Annotated in this window: 15 protein-coding genes and 1 riboswitch; of the genes, 10 read left to right on the top strand and 5 right to left on the bottom strand. The window is 39.5% G+C overall.

Annotated elements, in window-relative coordinates; translation table 11 throughout:
* Positions 1-15 precede the first annotated feature (15 nt).
* Positions 16-414, top strand: coding sequence for a hypothetical protein (locus MHH40_RS04085; protein WP_003211828.1), 399 nt, complete (start codon positions 16-18; stop codon positions 412-414).
* Positions 415-500: 86 nt separating this feature from the next.
* Here MHH40_RS04085 and MHH40_RS04080 read toward each other — a convergent pair whose 3' ends face one another.
* Positions 501-1364, bottom strand: coding sequence for a LysR family transcriptional regulator (locus tag MHH40_RS04080; protein WP_050945183.1), 864 nt, complete (start codon positions 1362-1364; stop codon positions 501-503).
* A gap of 214 nt (positions 1365-1578) precedes the next feature.
* Here MHH40_RS04080 and MHH40_RS04075 point away from each other — a divergent pair, with 214 nt between their 5' ends.
* Positions 1579-1950 carry a cupin domain-containing protein gene (locus tag MHH40_RS04075; RefSeq protein ID WP_003211130.1) on the top strand — a complete coding sequence of 124 codons (372 nt, stop codon included), beginning with the start codon at positions 1579-1581 and terminating at the stop codon, positions 1948-1950.
* A 265-nt stretch (positions 1951-2215) separates the two neighbouring features.
* Here the strand turns inward: MHH40_RS04075 and MHH40_RS04070 are convergent, their stop codons facing one another.
* Complete coding sequence (locus tag MHH40_RS04070; RefSeq protein ID WP_012009715.1) at positions 2216-2545, bottom strand: MerR family transcriptional regulator; 330 nt, start codon at positions 2543-2545, stop codon at positions 2216-2218.
* Between the two features lie 188 nt (positions 2546-2733).
* Between MHH40_RS04070 and MHH40_RS04065 the strand changes: the two genes are divergently transcribed.
* The 3 genes from MHH40_RS04065 (at position 2734) to MHH40_RS04055 (ending at position 3915) form a co-directional block, all read left to right on the top strand.
* Complete coding sequence (locus MHH40_RS04065; protein ID WP_003212375.1) at positions 2734-2892, top strand: hypothetical protein; 159 nt, start codon at positions 2734-2736, stop codon at positions 2890-2892.
* A gap of 38 nt (positions 2893-2930) precedes the next feature.
* Positions 2931-3095: a hypothetical protein gene (locus tag MHH40_RS04060; protein ID WP_050945182.1), complete on the top strand. Its 165-nt coding sequence runs from the start codon at positions 2931-2933 to the stop codon at positions 3093-3095.
* Positions 3096-3450: 355 nt separating this feature from the next.
* A complete protein-coding gene (locus MHH40_RS04055; RefSeq protein ID WP_088004396.1) occupies positions 3451-3915 on the top strand; it encodes a MarR family winged helix-turn-helix transcriptional regulator in 465 nt (154 codons plus the stop codon).
* Positions 3916-3945: 30 nt separating this feature from the next.
* On the opposite strand, the gene MHH40_RS04050 is transcribed toward MHH40_RS04055, so the two are convergent.
* The gene (locus tag MHH40_RS04050) at positions 3946-6369 is read right to left on the bottom strand and encodes a bifunctional diguanylate cyclase/phosphodiesterase (protein ID WP_050945181.1); all 2424 of its coding nucleotides are present in this window, start codon (positions 6367-6369) and stop codon (positions 3946-3948) included.
* A 245-nt stretch (positions 6370-6614) separates the two neighbouring features.
* On the opposite strand from MHH40_RS04050, the gene MHH40_RS04045 reads away from it, so the two are divergent.
* The 4 genes from MHH40_RS04045 to MHH40_RS04030 all read left to right on the top strand — a co-directional run bounded on the left by MHH40_RS04045 (position 6615) and on the right by MHH40_RS04030 (position 10454).
* On the top strand, positions 6615-7229 hold the full coding sequence (locus tag MHH40_RS04045) for a DedA family protein (protein ID WP_050945180.1): 615 nt from the start codon (positions 6615-6617) through the stop codon (positions 7227-7229).
* A 79-nt stretch (positions 7230-7308) separates the two neighbouring features.
* Positions 7309-7480: riboswitch (yybP-ykoY riboswitch) on the top strand.
* Between the two features lie 30 nt (positions 7481-7510).
* Entirely contained in the window at positions 7511-8302 is a 792-nt protein-coding gene (locus MHH40_RS04040; protein ID WP_050945179.1) for a TerC family protein, read from the top strand.
* A gap of 215 nt (positions 8303-8517) precedes the next feature.
* A complete protein-coding gene (gene sigI / locus MHH40_RS04035; protein ID WP_034662939.1) occupies positions 8518-9273 on the top strand; it encodes an RNA polymerase sigma factor SigI in 756 nt (251 codons plus the stop codon).
* Positions 9270-10454 carry an anti-sigma factor domain-containing protein gene (locus MHH40_RS04030; RefSeq protein WP_050945178.1) on the top strand — a complete coding sequence of 395 codons (1185 nt, stop codon included), beginning with the start codon at positions 9270-9272 and terminating at the stop codon, positions 10452-10454. The genes sigI and MHH40_RS04030 overlap by 4 nt, the downstream gene beginning before the upstream one ends.
* Before the next feature lie 40 nt (positions 10455-10494).
* Here MHH40_RS04030 and MHH40_RS04025 read toward each other — a convergent pair whose 3' ends face one another.
* Both MHH40_RS04025 and MHH40_RS04020 read right to left on the bottom strand, forming a co-directional pair.
* Entirely contained in the window at positions 10495-10689 is a 195-nt protein-coding gene (locus MHH40_RS04025; RefSeq protein ID WP_003211343.1) for an alpha/beta-type small acid-soluble spore protein, read from the bottom strand.
* A 129-nt stretch (positions 10690-10818) separates the two neighbouring features.
* Positions 10819-11532 carry a DUF1836 domain-containing protein gene (locus tag MHH40_RS04020; RefSeq protein WP_003211160.1) on the bottom strand — a complete coding sequence of 238 codons (714 nt, stop codon included), beginning with the start codon at positions 11530-11532 and terminating at the stop codon, positions 10819-10821.
* A 278-nt stretch (positions 11533-11810) separates the two neighbouring features.
* Between MHH40_RS04020 and htpX the strand changes: the two genes are divergently transcribed.
* A complete protein-coding gene (gene htpX / locus MHH40_RS04015; RefSeq protein WP_003212518.1) occupies positions 11811-12710 on the top strand; it encodes a protease HtpX in 900 nt (299 codons plus the stop codon).
* Positions 12711-12832: the final 122 nt, after the last annotated feature.

Genomic DNA, 12832 nt, shown 5'->3' with positions numbered 1-12832 from the left:
AGGTGGGAGAGAAAAATGAAGAAGTTTTTATTCATTTTAATGTGCATTGTATTGCTAGGTGCATGTTCAAGGGAAGACGAGGGGAAAGACAGAAGACTAGTGGCTGCAGAGCATATGATTGAAGCGATTACCGAAGGAAATAAACAAAAAATAGAAAACATCTATGTTGAAGGTGCTGTCCCAAGCCCAAATGACATTCTAAAACTGAAAAAAGAATGGGGCATAGAGACGCTTTCTTATGATGATTTTCAATTGGAAGAAGCCAGCATTCACGTCTTTCATGCGAATTACGAAGATGAAAAAACAGGGGAGAAAAAGGCACTGGCCATGCGGGTCATAGAAGATCCTGAAAAAGGCGGTGTACGGATTGACTTTGTAGGACTCGTTGAAGGAACTGACACTTCTTCTCAATGAAAGCTAAAATAATTTTATGTAAAAAGGATAGAAGAGCTGAAAGAATGTCGCTCTATCTATCCTCTTTTTTACCACAAATGACCCGATCACATATGAGTTATGCCCAATAATTCCATAAACCGTGAGAGGGCACTGGTCATGTACGAATCGCGGCGCCTTATAAACACAGTTGGCACGATTCTGTGTGGTTCCGGTAAAGGATGACAGGTAAATCTGCCTTGCACCCGAGATTCAACCATAGATTTTGGTAATACGGTAACCCCTAGCCCGTTTTCAACGCATTTAAGCACGCCCTCTAAAGTGCCATATTCCATTACCTTCATCGGAGCAAAGCCATTGCTCTCTAACCATCGTTGCCAACGCCCCAAATAGATGCAATGCGCAAATGACGAAAGCAATGGTTCATGTAAAATTGATTCTACCTGGAATTCCTCCTGGGAGTAGCTTGTAATGAGAACAAGTGATTCTTCCAATACCGGATATTCAATAATGTCGGGATGAAGAATGGGCCCATCAACCAATGCACCGTCTACCTTGTAGTTGAGAATAGCATGAACCTGATCTACAGTAGGTGCCATATACATGCTTAATTCTACTTGTGAAAATGTCTTGTGATATGCTGCGAAAATGCTGGGCAATCTTGTCGAAGCGGTAGACTCTATAGATCCAATGTGCAAAGTACCTCGCGGAGTAGAGGAAAGCTTTACGGCCTCTATCGCTTCTTCAAAATCGTAGAGTAATTTGTTTGCATATGGCAACAGTTCTCGCCCTGCAGGCGTTAAGGATATCTTTTTGTGATATCGATAGAAAAGAGGAACACCTAATTCTTGTTCAAGACGCTGGATTCGTGCAGTGACATTGGACTGTACATAATTTAATTTCTCAGCAGCTTTTGTAACGCTTTGTTCAATAGCTACTGCTTTAAATATCTCCAAAGATGTAATATCCAAAACAATGCTCCTTTTTGTATCACAAATTGTGATGAACTATACATTATTTTTTGATTTTACGTGATCCAACAGAATAAGTAAACTTAATAATATAAGAGGTTGATGCTCATTGTGTCCCTTGATGTTTATCATGAGGAGGAGAATTTGCAAGGTAGGGAGTTCTAGCTTAAGAAAGATAAAAAAGACGTTTCCAAGTAAATGAGGAGGGAATCTATTGATTTCAAAGGTTAATATCCAAGAGAAATTTTCGCAAATAAATGATTATTGGAATCCTAGAATAAGTGGAGAGTTGAACGACTCATACATGAAAATGGTAAAAATTAAGGGTGAATTCATTTGGCATCACCATGATGACGAGGATGAAATGTTCTTTGTATGGAAAGGAAATCTAGTCATCCGTTTTAGGGATAGAGAAATAGCGCTTAATGAAGGGGAGTTTCTTGTGATTCCAAAAGGAATTGAACATCAGCCAATTGCTGAAGAAGAAGTTCATTTGCTCTTAATTGAACCAAAAACGACGCTGAACACGGGGAATGTGATCAATGAACGAACTGTTTCGATTCCTGAACGAATGGATAAACGCTAGATCGCCTGCACTTAACAATATACCTAAAACGCTATTTGATATAGTGTTGTTTCTTAGAATGAAATGTTGTGGAACGCCGCCTGAAAAAAGTAAATTTAAACGGATGTCCTTGCCTATATAGCTTATTTCACTGAGTATGATTTGGCATTGCCAAAGGCTTTGGTTTGATAACGGAGACAGCAAAAAAAGCTGTCTCTTTTTCATTAAGCCATGACCAAAAAACAGTACGAACAAAGCCTAAAAGAGTCAGCTAAACTTTATTTGTTTATCGATTTTTGTACCGGAAGTGTGCGTTAATTTGACCTTCCAGCATTTTTTTCTTATATTGTCCGCTTTTTAATGCTTGTTCCTTTTTCTTCATGTCTTTCAAAATCTCCGCTGTTTGCACACCGTCTTCTCGTTTGTTGGCGATGTCCATTAATCGTTCTACATCAGAAAAAGAATATTTACGCGTGCCTCTTGTTGAGCGCTGGGGGTAGATGAGTCTGCGTTCCTCATAATATCGGATTTGCCTGACGGATAGCCCTGTTAATTCACTGACAATCCCGATTGAAATGACTTTTTTATCTTTATAAGATACATCTTCCTGCGTCATATACTCACCCCTGCAAGTCTTTTCTTCATATTATACAGAATGACAACGAAAAAAACCTATTGTTTGTTAGAAAATATAACATAAAAACATAAAAATGAAAAAACGATGGAAGGAAAGTTGACAACATATGTGAAGTGATTGCTACGCTTGCATATAATGATGATGAGTTGAAATAGGAGGAGGAGCACATGATGGAGCAAACACGGATCATCTGTATGGCAAAAGAAATCATCGCATTAGATATGAAGAGGGATGAATTACTGGAGCGATTCATGCAGGCTGCAGGTCAGAATGCGCATGCTCTTCTAAGAGCTGTACAAAATGATTTGTATAAAAGGTCTTCATAAGCACCTGCTCCAGATCAATTGATAGGAGGGGATAATCGGTGCGGCGTATCTTAACAGAAGCTTTAGCAAAGGAAAGACATTATTATACGAAGCAGCTCTGTTCATTAGGAGTGTACAGTCCTAGTGCGGCCAAGAAAATGACAATTAGTGACTTAAAAAAAGAGTATCACTTCTTTTTCAACAAAACAAAGCGTGATTTGTGAAAATCCCTTGAAATGTGCGCATGTCACATAAAGGGTTCTTTTTTTGTTTAATGTTATAGTAATATTGAATTTTGTAGAAATTTGACGAATACAGTGTAAAGAAACATAGAGTCTTTACAGATTATGTTAAACTGTGTCGGATCTTGATGGTTTGCTAAAAAACCTTTTTTTCGAGATGGTTGTGAAAAATAAGAAGGATTTTAAAAGTTTATATCGAAATCTTATACATAACACGAATGGAGTCACTTATGTGGTTGAAAGGGTTTTCAAAAACGTACTTCTATTTTTTACGAAAGGCTCCAACTGCACCGCAAGAAAGCCTTGAAGTTAAAAAAATATTATAAGAGGTAGATATGTGATGAGACTATCGTTTAATGAAGAAGAAGTAGAACGTTCAATGACACTTTACAAGGTATTTGCAAGAGCATTTAAAAGCGTTTCAGAACACAGCATTAGAGACAGCAAAGAGCATGGATTTAATCCAACTGAATTTGCGGTTCTTGAATTGCTGTATACAAGAGGTGCTCAAAAACTTCAGCAAATTGGCTCAAGACTCCTGCTTGTCAGCGGGAATGTGACGTACGTAATTGACAAATTAGAACGAAATGGTTTCATTGAAAGAGAGCAGGACCCAAAGGATAAACGGTCGGTTTATGCCCATTTAACAGATAAAGGGCGCAGTTATCTTGATAAAATTTACCCGATTCATTCTCTCCGGATTGCGCGTGCCTTCTCAGGCCTCTCGCGAGAAGAACAAGAACAATTGATTAGTCTATTGAAAAAAGCAGGTATTCACAGTCAACATTTATTATTTAGATAGAACGAAAAGGTGCCATGATTGGCACCTTTTTTATGTGTCCAACTGATGCGCTGGATAGGCAATGAATTTTTCGATATCGTTTGCTGGAAGGGGCTTTGCATAATAAAAGCCTTGCAAGTCGTCACATCCTTGCGCAGATAAAAGCTGCGCCTGCGCAAAGGTTTCAACACCTTCTGCTATGACCTCGAGAGATAGTTGATGTCCCATCGCGATAATGGCACCTGTAATCTGTTCAGATTTTGAATCATTTAAAATATCTTCGATGAAGGATTTGTCGATTTTTAGGCGATGAATGGGCAAATCCTTTAAATAGCTTAAGGAGCTATGCCCTGTACCAAAGTCATCAATACTAATGCGAACGCCCAGATGTTTCAGTGAGGTCAGTACCTGCTTTGATTGCTTGATATTGTCCATTGTCATACTTTCTGTGACTTCAAGCTCGAGCAGTGACGGTGTCATATCGTATTTTTTCAGTGTCAGCTTAATCAAATCAATTAAGTCTTCAGAATTGAATTGTTTTGCAGATAAATTGACAGCCACGGGAATTTTCAGCCCGTTGTCATACCACGTTTTAGCCTGCTTGCATGCGGTATCAATCACCCATCTGCCAATATCAATGATCAGTCCTGATTCCTCTGCCAGCTCAATAAAAGCCTCGGGTGATTTTAACGAACCATCTGGTGCTTTCATTCTTAGAAGAGCTTCTACGCCAGTCATCTGTCTTGTTTTCGCACTCACTTGCGGCTGGTAATGAAGCACAAACTGTTCTCTTTGAATGGCATCCCGTAACTCAAGCTCTCGGTTCAACCTATCTTCACTTGATCTTTCCATTGATTCGGTGAAAAACTCATAACGGCTTTGCTTATGTTTTTTGGATAAATACATCGCCATATCGGCTTTCCTCATTAACTCCATCCCATCTTTGCCATTTTGAGGTGAGATAGCGATTCCAATGCTGATAGAAGTAATGAGCTGATGATTCTGGATGAAAAAAGGACGCTCAAATTGCCGAATGATATTTTGAGAAAGCTGTTCAATTTTCTGTGTGTCATGCCCCATGTCAGGGAAGATCATTAAAAATTCATCCCCGCCTAGTCTGGCTATAAAGCCGTTGTCTGGTAAACATTGCGTCAGTCTGTTTGCAGCTGCTTTAAGAAGTAAGTCCCCTATGTTATGACCAAGTGCATCATTGATAATTTTAAAACGATTCAAATCAAGAAACAGAACAGCCGTCGATGTTCCTGTCTCTTTTTGAGCGGAGAGAACATCACTTAGATGGTTGATGGCGTGGCGCCGATTAGGAAGCTCGGTTAACGCATCATAATGTGCCATGACATGAATTTCTTTTTCTGCAATCCGCTGCTGCGTTAAATCTTTTAAGACAAGATAAATACTGTCAAGCGTATTGTTGACATGAACAGGTATGTAAGTGACATGATAATAATAAAAGCGATCTGCTGCTTTTAGTTCTGCTTCACGTGTGATGGCTTTTTTTGACTCGTAAATAAATTCTTCCCACATGTCAGTCGGCATGACGTATTGGCTGACATCATCACCAATCCAAGAATTGCACATTTTTAGAATTTGTTTACCTGAGTCGTTCGCAGAAAGCACCTTTCGATTGACAGATAACACGATAATGCCATCGATATTATGTTTGATGAGCGATTGGAACCGCTGTTCATTTTCCTTTAGCTTATCTGCCTGCTTCATGATTCGGTGATCTATATAGGCACCAAAAATCATCAGTGTTTGGACAATCAGTGTCATTAAGCCGATGAAAATCGACAGACTGAATGGTGATAGTTCAAGAGAACCACCCCTATAGGGCTGTCCGTCTGAATGAAAAAACATAGTAGAAGCAGCCATACCGGTATAATGCATCCCAGAAACAGCCCCGCCCATCACGAGTGCACCAGCTATTTTTAACAGATGATCCTCCTGCTTTTTCCCGGATCGATGGAGCCGAAAAAAGAGATGAAGCGAAAAGAAAGACGCTATCACAGCAATGAAAAACGAAAGAAAAAAGAGGACTGGATCATAGCTGATTGAGACATTGGCCATTGATTCCATTCCAAGATAATGCATGCTGCAAATAGCTGAGCCCATGGTGATTGAACTAATGAGCAGCCGCCTTGTGGAGAGTTGCTCTTGAATGCATATTGTGAATGCGATCAAGGACCCGACAAAAGATGCCAAAATCGATAAAATGAGCAAGTGTGTTTCATAGGTGATGCCAGCACGCACGTGAAATGCCATCATGCTGATAAAATGCATCGACCATATCCCCATTCCCATGATCAAGGCACCAACGATCAGCCATACCTTTTTCTTTGCACCGCTTGACTGTGCCACTCGGCTGGCTAAATGAAGAGCTGAGTAGGAGGCGACAGTGGCGACTGCGATTGACAGAAAGACAAGCCATCCATTGTAACTTCCTGTTAAATGGGTCATGTAAGAAAACCTCCAGTATCTTAAAACAGACGTATACCTAATATATCGGATCGAATGGCTTCTGTGTTCACTTTTCCTTCACTTAAATACCACAATCAACTTTTTTTTCACCTGTCTTTTATAGTAAAATCAAATTTAATGTAAAAAAACGACGAAAAGTGAATCGTTTCTTCGGTTTTTTTCGTTTAATATATGTGCGATTCTAAAAGAGATAGAATCAGTTAAACGATTATGTGTGAAAGGGATTGATAAACATCGAAGATTTTATTATTTCTTTAGCTGATGCCTTTAAGAACTTGTCGTACTTTGGCATCTTCCTTGCATTATGTATTGAATTTGTTCCTGCTGAAGTGGTTCTGCCTCTTGCGGGTTACTGGGTCTCAGAAGGGGACATGGCCTTCATTGGTGTTGTGGCAGCCGGCTCTATTGGCGGCGTGGCTGGCCCTTTGACCTTGTACTGGTTAGGACGTTATGGCGGTAGACCTTTTTTAAATAAATATGGGAAGTACTTTTTTGTTAAACCGGAGTCGCTTGATAAATCGGATGCCTTCTTTGAAAAGCATGGTGGATTCGTCGCATTTAGCGGCCGGTTTATTCCAGGAGTCAGAACGCTTATTTCCATCCCGTGCGGTATTGCCAAGATGAATGTGTGGGTCTTTTGCCTGTACACGTTTTTAGCGATTACGCCTATTACATTTGTATATGTGTATCTTGGATTTGTACTCGGGGAGAACTGGAAAGAGGTTGGCGCAATGTTAGATCCATATCTTCTGCCGATTGGGATCGGGATTGTGTTGCTTTTCGCGATGTATATATGGCTGAAACGTAGAAAAAGAAAAGCAGAAACACCAACTGCCTAATCACTGGACCCTAGGTGAAAGTCCCCTGTTGACAATACAGTGTCTATTGATTAAACTATAAGTAATCTAAATATTCTTAAATCCCACCAAAGGGGAGTAGCGTCCGGTTTTTACCGGAAACAAAGTCGTCATTACATGGACTTAAGTTCCATCGGCTTTGTTGGCATGATTCTACATATCACATGTCTAGCAAGACCTTTGCCATTACAGGCAAAGGTCTTTTTTGCATTCATAAGCCTTTGTCTGTTGTGGGACAATAGATAAAACAAGGAGGAATGATGATGGATGCAGCAATTATTTTAGAGTACGGGTGGGTTCTTCTCGTACTGATTGGATTAGAAGGAATTTTAGCCGCTGATAATGCGCTGGTCATGGCTGTGATGGTGAAACACCTTCCAGAAAAGCAAAGGAAAAAAGCATTGTTTTACGGACTTGCGGGTGCGTTTGTCATGCGATTTGGTTCCCTGTTTCTTATTTCGTTTTTAGTGGATGTGTGGCAAGTTCAAGCCATTGGTGCAATTTATCTTCTTTATATTTCCATTCACCATATTTTAAAATCGCACGTATTTAAGAAAAAGGAATCAGACACAAACATGAAGCAAAGCGGCTTCTGGGCAACAGTCGTAAAAGTCGAGCTTGCTGATATCGCTTTTGCTGTCGATTCCATCTTAGCGGCGGTCGCATTAGCCGTAACTTTGCCGAAAACAAGTCTTCCGCAAATCGGTGGACTTGATGGCGGTCAATTTATTGTCATTCTTTTAGGTGGTATCATCGGTCTGATCATCATGAGATTTGCAGCGACTGTCTTTGTGAAACTGCTCAAAACAAGACCGAGCCTAGAAACAGCAGCCTTTGTCATTGTCGGGTGGGTTGGTGTGAAGCTCACGCTTTACACACTGTCACATCCAGCCATTGGTATCGTGTCCTCTCATTTTATTCATTCAACATTATGGAAAGTGATTTTCTGGACAGTGCTTCTCGCAATTGCAGCATTTGGCTGGTTTTTATCAAGTCCATCAAGAAAAGGCGGGCAACAAAACAAGGAAAAACAAGAGGTACGCCTAGAAGAGTAGGTTTTTTGAAAGAAATATCATTTCATTTTCATAACACGTATATTACAAATAAGGGGGAGATACCCCCTTATTTCTTTGCTTTTAGACGAAACATTGTAAAGTAGATGATGATATACATGTCATAATTGGGTAACAGGAAATGAATTCCTCATTTCTTCCTTTGCGCTTCCCTCATAAATTAGCTATCATAAATGAGTAATATAGGGAGAACTGAGGTGAAACCATTGCTTAGCCTTTTGTTTAAAAAAGGAAAGAAAAAGCAAACATTAGAGCAGTCGGCTATCAGTATTCAACAAGGTGATATCGAGCTGCAAAATGCATTAATAGAGCAATACAAACCATTTGTCGCTAAGACGGTTTCATCCGTTTGTAAACGATATATAGATGAAAAAGATGATGAATTCAGCATAGGCTTAATTGCCTTTAATGAAGCGATAGAAAAATACTCTGCTGAAAAAGGAAACTCACTCCTTGCTTTCGCAGAATTAATTATTAAAAGAAAAGTGATCGACTATATTCGAAAAGAAGCGAGAAATGCGCCAACGGTTCAAATGGACCTGCAAGAAAGTGAAAATGGCGAGTACTCTCAAAGCATGATTGAAGCAGAGCTGTCTACAAACGAATATAGACGTTTAATTGAACAAGAACACAGAAGAGAAGAAATTGAACATTTTAAAGAACGATTGAAAGTATACGGTCTCACGTTTCAAGAGCTGCTTGAACATTCACCAAAGCATGCAGATGCAAGGCAAAATGCCATTAAAGTAGCTCACACACTCGTTGAACACGATGAGCTCAGAACCATTTTATTTCAGAAAAAACAATTGCCAGTCAAACAGCTTGAAAAGCTAGTGGAAGTCAGCCGCAAAACGATTGAGAGAAATAGAAAATATATCATTGCGATGGCGATCATTATGACGGGTGATTATGTGTATTTGAAAGATTACCTTAAAGGGGTGCTTAATTCATGAGAAGAGGCATTATAGTAGAGAAAAACAAAAAATATGTCACGCTGCTGACCCCTGATGGACAATTTCTGCGGACAAAATATGAACAGCAAGATTATGAAATCGGTCAAGAAGTGACATTTCCGAATGAATCACGTCTCGAAAGAAAAAAAGCCGGTTTTTTTGACTTGCTTCGTTTACGTCCATTAAATGCAGGAATCCTATCAATCGCAGCGATTATTGTCGTGATTTTTACTATGATGCCATCTTTCTCAAGTCAAAAAGCATATGCATATATGACGATTGACATTAATCCAAGCTTTGAACTGAAGCTTGATCACAATTATCAAGTGATCGGTGTCACACCACTGAATAAAGATGCGAAACAAGTACTGGCCAGTATGAAGGATTTAGAAAAAAACGACATGACCAAAGTTGTGCAGGAAATCATAGATGACTGTGATAAAAAAGGTTATGTGAACCACTCTAAGAGCATTTATATTTCTACGGTTTATGAAAACAAGCAGGACCATACATATAAAACCAACGTCAAAAGTAAAATTAACACCATCTCTGGTGAATATCAAAAGCGCGATTACAAGCTAGAAACTGTAGAAAGTGACCTGGAAACAAGAGAAAAAGCTCAAAAGGCAGGCATTTCAACAGGCACATATATCAGAAATCAAGAAATGCAAGACAAAGAACAAGAAGACATTCAAAAGGATGAAGACGCAGCAGAGAGTGATGCTGTCAAAGAAGAAGAGCCTAAAAAAGATGATGAAGATCAAGCAGACAAAGACAAACAAGAAGACGTCAAGACAGACGATAGCGAAGAGATGAAGCCAGATCAAGAGGCTCCTGAAGCTGAAGACAAAGAGCAGAAGGATCAAGAGAGGGAAGAGCAAGGATCTATTCAAAAGCCACACCAAACAAAACCTGATGATAAAAGCAAAGACAATCAAATAAAGGAAGAAAAGGAACGTTCTATCGATAAAGAACAAAAAAAAAATCACTCAACGGAACCTGATGATAAAAGGAATCCAAACGGCACATCACGTGGTGGTGCTGAAAAGCACGCAAAAAAAAACGACAGGGATCAGAAACAGCCGTCCGCTGAACGAAAAAAAGACCATATGAAGAAGCAAGGAAAAGGTGCACCGTCCCCGTATCGTGAAAACCGGTTTGAGCACACATATGAACAATAAAAAAACGCCAGAATAGCTCCGGCGTATTTCACCATGTTTTTTATTTAGATTGATTGCCCATTTGTGATTGAGCCTGTTGAACGAGTCGTTTTGTAATTTCACCGCCAACAGAACCATTTGCACGTGCGACTGTATCTGAACCGAGAGTCACGCCAAATTCTTGAGCGATCTCGTATTTAAATTGATCTAATGCTTGTTCTACTCCAGGAACAAGAAGCTGATTTCGATTTGCCATGTCCATATTCCTCCTTTCACCTCATGTTTGTTGCGCCTTCTTATTTTGAAGAAAACGGCGTACAATTATGCTGGCAATTGCTGCACAAAAAAACCGAGGTGACCTCATCACCTCGGTTTTCTTTTATCCTTATTTAGCTGCCTGTAGCGTATTAAACATCATTTCTTGCGCTGTACTTTGCAAGTGGGAAGTGAACACAGAGAAGACGGTAGAACTGATAATGCCTTTAATCAAATTCCATTGATTCTTCGTTAATTCTGTAAACTCTTCATGGAGCATGTCGGTCTGCTCCTCAGTCATTTCTCGTAAATTTGTTTCCTTTAACGGAAAATGTGTATGGTGATAAATAAAATCTAGGACGTGCGCATATGCTTCATAAAAACGGATTGGACTAATAATATCATCTGTTCGATCTGTGATCGTGTTAAATAAGGCAGATAAGATCATGCGAATGGCATCAAAGTCAAAAACTGATTTTAAATCCCTGACAATTAATAAAATAACGACCTGATCAATGGAGTACTTCTTGCCAAGCTCTGGATGACCAATCATATCTTTAATATCACGCTTGATCCAATTTTGAATCGCCGTCGATTTAAGAGACGTTAGCTCACACAAGTTGCCAAGCTCAACAATTTCATTTGTAGAAAGACCGTGCTCTGATTTTTGCTTCCGCCGTTCGAGCTTCTCAAAAAACGAAGGGATCTTTAACTCATCATATTCATGATCCTTATCGCCCTTTACAGATAGATTCAAAAGCTGAAGCGGAGTCAGATCTCCCTCTCCTTTTAGAGAATATAGAAGTCTCGTCATGTCAATTCTCGTTAATTTAAAAGTCACCATGTTCCACCTCATTTGTACGTCAAAAACGTGATTATTGATCTAATTCAACATCATAATCTCTTTTTGATGAAAATGCAAAATAAACTAAAATACAGAACGCGGCGTCACAATTTGTTCACTTTTCAGCTGTGGCAAAGTCGTAAATATTGAAGTGACGGGGCTTAAGCCGTTATGATAAACAGAAGGGATGATTCCTTTTTCCTTGCAATTTGAGACGTTTATTTTTATAATTTTATTAATAAGTTCAAATGAACTTAATATGACAGCGGAGGTTATGTATGGGTAAAAGAATATTTCTGTTTATATTAACGAACATTCTTGTTATCACTACGATTGGTATTGTACTGTCGGTTATTAGTGCAGCAACTGGTGTTGGTTCTTATATAGGAGCAGACGGTGGAATTAATTTGGTGGCACTGCTAGTATTCAGTGCAGTTGTTGGTTTTGTTGGCTCGTTCATGTCACTTGCGATGTCTCGCTGGATGGCAAAAATGATGATGGGTGTGCGTGTGTTAAACCCTGAAAAGGATTCATTAACATATGATGAGCAGCAGCTTGTTGACCGCGTGCACAGATTATCAAGAGCAGCAGGCCTTTCTAAAATGCCTGAGGTTGGTATTTATCAATCATCTGAAGTAAATGCTTTTGCGACAGGTCCTTCTAAGAGAAGATCACTTGTTGCCGTTTCAACTGGATTGCTTCATGAAATGGATGATGCAGCAGTTGAAGGTGTAATCGCTCATGAAGTTGCTCACGTTGCGAACGGTGATATGGTGACAATGACGCTGCTTCAAGGGATCGTCAACACGTTCGTTGTCTTCCTCTCAAGAATTGCGGCATGGATCGCAAGCCGCTTTGTTTCGCGTGAAGAGCTTGTTCCGATTGTTCATTTTATTGCAGTGATTGTTTTCCAAATCATTTTCTCTGTCCTAGGAAGCCTTGTCGTGTTTGCATATTCTAGACACCGTGAATTCCATGCAGACCGAGGCGGAGCTGACCTTGCCGGTAAAGATAAAATGGTTCATGCACTTCGCTCACTTGAGGCGTATACGTCAAGAATCAAAGATGATGATCAAACAGCAGTTGCTACGCTTAAAATCAGTGGTAAACGAAAAGCTTCTCTTTTCTCAACACACCCTGATTTAAACGAAAGAATCAGAAGACTAGAAGCAAAATAAGAAAGACGAAAAGACATTCTGCAACAGGATGTCTTTTTCTTTTTGATGAAAAAGAAAATAAAGCATAAAATATCTTTAAAATCATGTCTCTTTTCATTAAAATGATAAAGTATTCGAAAAGA

Origin of the sequence: Bacillus sp. FSL K6-2431 (assembly GCF_038005165.1) — a bacterium.
Lineage (GTDB): Bacteria > Bacillota > Bacilli > Bacillales > Bacillaceae > Bacillus > Bacillus pumilus.
This window is presented reverse-complemented; position numbering and strand designations above follow the sequence as displayed.

Excerpts from the sequence above, each read along its gene's own strand:
- MHH40_RS04020 (WP_003211160.1), bottom strand. The coding sequence starts at position 11,532 with ATGGTGACTTTTAAATTAACGAGAATTGACATGACGAGACTTCTATAT.
- MHH40_RS04070 (WP_012009715.1), bottom strand. The coding sequence starts at position 2,545 with ATGACGCAGGAAGATGTATCTTATAAAGATAAAAAAGTCATTTCAATC.
- MHH40_RS04030 (WP_050945178.1), top strand. The coding sequence starts at position 9,270 with ATGAGAAGAGGCATTATAGTAGAGAAAAACAAAAAATATGTCACGCTG.
- htpX (WP_003212518.1), top strand. The coding sequence starts at position 11,811 with ATGGGTAAAAGAATATTTCTGTTTATATTAACGAACATTCTTGTTATC.
- MHH40_RS04050 (WP_050945181.1), bottom strand. The coding sequence starts at position 6,369 with ATGACCCATTTAACAGGAAGTTACAATGGATGGCTTGTCTTTCTGTCA.
- MHH40_RS04025 (WP_003211343.1), bottom strand. The coding sequence starts at position 10,689 with ATGGCAAATCGAAATCAGCTTCTTGTTCCTGGAGTAGAACAAGCATTA.
- MHH40_RS04065 (WP_003212375.1), top strand. The coding sequence starts at position 2,734 with ATGATGGAGCAAACACGGATCATCTGTATGGCAAAAGAAATCATCGCA.
- MHH40_RS04040 (WP_050945179.1), top strand. The coding sequence starts at position 7,511 with ATGGATGCAGCAATTATTTTAGAGTACGGGTGGGTTCTTCTCGTACTG.
- MHH40_RS04085 (WP_003211828.1), top strand. The coding sequence starts at position 16 with ATGAAGAAGTTTTTATTCATTTTAATGTGCATTGTATTGCTAGGTGCA.